Genomic DNA, 3,334 nt, shown 5'->3' with positions numbered 1-3,334 from the left:
TGATAATCCCGACTACCTTGGGCCTTTGGATAACAAAGATGCATTCACGCTAGACGAAGTCATCACCATGACAGGGTCGGTCGATACGGATGGCTCTGAAGAACTGTTTGTTCGTATCAGCAATATTACAGAAGGCGCAGTGCTTTACTTTGTGGGTACAACCACGGTAGTTCCTATTGTCAGTGGTACCAATTACCACGAAATAGCGTATTCCGATTTGGCTAACGTTGAGGTGGTTCCAACTAAACACAGCAATGTGGATTTCACTTTTGATGTTACAGGTGTAGTGAAGGACACTGCAAACCTGTCAACCAACCCACAACAAGTCGATGTAGAAATACTCGGTACTAAAACGGTTAACGTTGAAGTGAAAGGAGTTGCTGACACACCTTATGGTGGGACGAATGGTACCGATTGGACCGCAATTACAGATGGTAGTGCAAGCGGTGTTCAAACGACGATTCAAGAGAGTCAAAACGGCGACAGCTTTGCTCTGCTTGACTTCACGGTATTGTCGGGTGAGAGAAAGCCTGACACTGGCACTACACCATTACCGGATGATGGTTCCGAATCAATAACGGTCATCTTATCGGGTATTCCTGATGGCGTTATAATTGAGGATGGTGACGGTACGGTTATTGATCTTAACTTTGTGGGTTACGAAACCGGACCGGGTGGTAGCCCTGATTTATCAAAACCTATCTACGAAGCTAATATTACGGAGGCGGGTACAACGTCAGGTATTCGTATTCGACCTGTCGACTCTTCGACCGAGAATATCCACATTCAAGGCAAAGTGATCGTAACGGAAAACGACGGTCACACACTTTCTTTTGATCAAGAAATTCGAGTGTTGGTTGAGCCTATCATCGATACCTCAACAACCTACAACAACGTCACAAACGGGAACGAAGATACGGCTATCAACATCGATTGGCATCCTGAAGGCGTTGACTATATCGACTCAGATGAGCATTTCACTTCAATTAAGATTTTCGGTATTCCACCGGGTGTCACACCCACCGTAAATGGTGATGTGACTGTTGTGAATGATGGTGCGGGTACGTTAACGATTACCCCTAAAGACGCGAATCAGACGCCGGAACAATTTACCCAAATTGCACTAGCGAATAACTTTATTCAAATGACTCCGCCAACGGACTCTAGCGTTGATTTCACATTGACGACAGAGGTAGACGTTGAGGAGCGTGATCACGAATATGTGGACTCTTCTAACCCAGGTGAGGGTATTGCGACTGCGACGGTTAAAGGTACGATCAATGTTATCGTAAGACCCGTTGTTGAGACTCATGATGGCATCGATAATCAGCTTATCGTCGACGACGTGGCTGGAACTGGTTCTTTGGGTACGGTGAGCGCCGATCCTTTGACTGGTGTACTCAAGTTTACAACCAACAGCGACAATCCGTCCGCCACGGATGAATTTGTTATTCGATATCAAGAAACCGATGCATCATCTGCTATTGAGGAAGTCGACCAACTGGTTATTCAATTAACGAATAATGACCCGAATAAGACTCCATTATCAGATGACGTATTGAATCAATTACTCGTTATTGGCGCGGCTTATGAAGGCGATGGTCGTTGGGTTGTGACGAATGAGGACTTGTTTAGTATCAGTGCTCCTAATGGTCTTGGTTTCCCTCCTATTTCTAATCTTCCAGACGTATTCAATGACATCAAGATGACTATCTTTAGTACGGTGGTTGATCGCGGTGATGGTGTTGAGGTTGAGTCATCTCCTGCCGTTATTCGGGAAGGCGAAGTGACGTTATCATTCCCAGAAGTACTTGTTGGGGGAGGTGAGGTTGCAGCTAACATTACAATGGATGCTAATAATGTTGTCGACGCTATCGAAGACACGCAACTTGATTTAGGTGCAGCACTAAATGGTGTGATCACTTTCTCTGGAGAAGATGCTTCGGTAGACCAAGTGACCATTATCATTGATGACTCTGTGACCATTAACCCAGGCGGCACTTTCCCAATTAGTTTGGCGGGAAGCAGTGAAGTCGATTTCGTTAATGGAAAATATGTATTCGAAACAACCGTTGAACAGGGCGTTACAACTGATTTTTCAGGGTTGCTACTTAACTTGCCGGCAGACTACTCTGGTGACTTTAGATTACCACTAACCATAGTGACCAAAGATACGCTCTCTGGTGATGAGAAAACGTTACTTACCGACGTCGTCATCAAAGTCGCGCCAGATGCGGAGACGGACCCTACGATTGAGGTGAATGTCGTCGGTTCGCTTGATGATGCCTTTAATCCTGTTGATAACGACGGTCAGGCTGGACAAGATCCGGTGGGTTACGAAGACACCTACATTCAACTCGACTTCAATTCGACTATTTCTGATCAGGTATCAGGCGTCGAAGGGGGGCAAGAGGCGTTTACATCCATTACTTTGACGTTGGATGACCCTTCGATAGGGGCATTCTATGACAATACGGGCACTTCACTTGGTACCTCAGTCACGTTTAATCAAGCTGAAATCGCGGCGGGGGCGCTCGATAATGTCCTCTTTAGGGCGATAGAAAACTACCCAACTGGAAATGATATTAATCAAGTGCAGATTAATGTAAGTGGTACAGTTACAGATACCGCAACCTACAATGACTCTGCTTTTCCGGTAGGCACTGCAACCGACTCCGATACCTTCAATACAAGTGTTCGTTTTGATGTTGTTCCGGTTGTTGATGATGTACTTGTCTCTGGGCCGGGTAGTGATCCTGATGTAATTGAGATTACCGGCAACGAAGACCAGCTTATTTCCTTGTCAGGTACAGGACCAGTATCGATTGCTCTGACTGACCTTGATGGATCAGAACAGTTTGTATCGATTAAGTTCACCGATGTACCTGATGGCTTCCAGATGCGTGTAGATACTGGCTCTGCTTACACTGTGAAAAACAACGGTGGCGGTGAGTGGAGTGTTCAATTGCCTCAAGCTTCTGGGCTTTCATTCGACTTAAGTGAAATTTCGATTTTACCACCGAAAAACTTCAGTGGTACTGCTGAATTTGGCGTTGAAGTATTCACTCAAGAGTCGCTACTTGGTGTACCAACTGCGGCTGCAAACTTGCCAAGCTTCAAACTGCATGTGGTGCCTGTTGGCGATGATGTTGATACCGACCCGACGGATTCTATAGCGGGTAACGAAGGCCAAAACATTGATATTGAAATCAATGCGACTATTTTAGATAAAGAGTTGTCGGCCTCAGGAAACGGAACGTATACCGAAAATGCACCTGAAACCCTTCGAGTCGAAGTGGCAGGTGTTCCTCAAGGTGCTTCTATCTACTACCCT

The 3,334-nt window shown here is 45.7% G+C and carries 1 pseudogene; it reads left to right on the top strand.

Annotated elements, in window-relative coordinates:
- A pseudogene (locus AB4496_RS23090) lies at positions 1–3,334 on the top strand (hypothetical protein); the annotation flags it as partial.

Origin of the sequence: Vibrio sp. 10N.222.46.A1 (assembly GCF_041473595.1) — a bacterium.
Classification (GTDB): domain Bacteria; phylum Pseudomonadota; class Gammaproteobacteria; order Enterobacterales; family Vibrionaceae; genus Vibrio; species Vibrio tasmaniensis_A.
The sequence above is the reverse complement of the archived record's forward strand: the minus strand, read 5'-3'. Positions and strand labels throughout refer to the sequence as shown.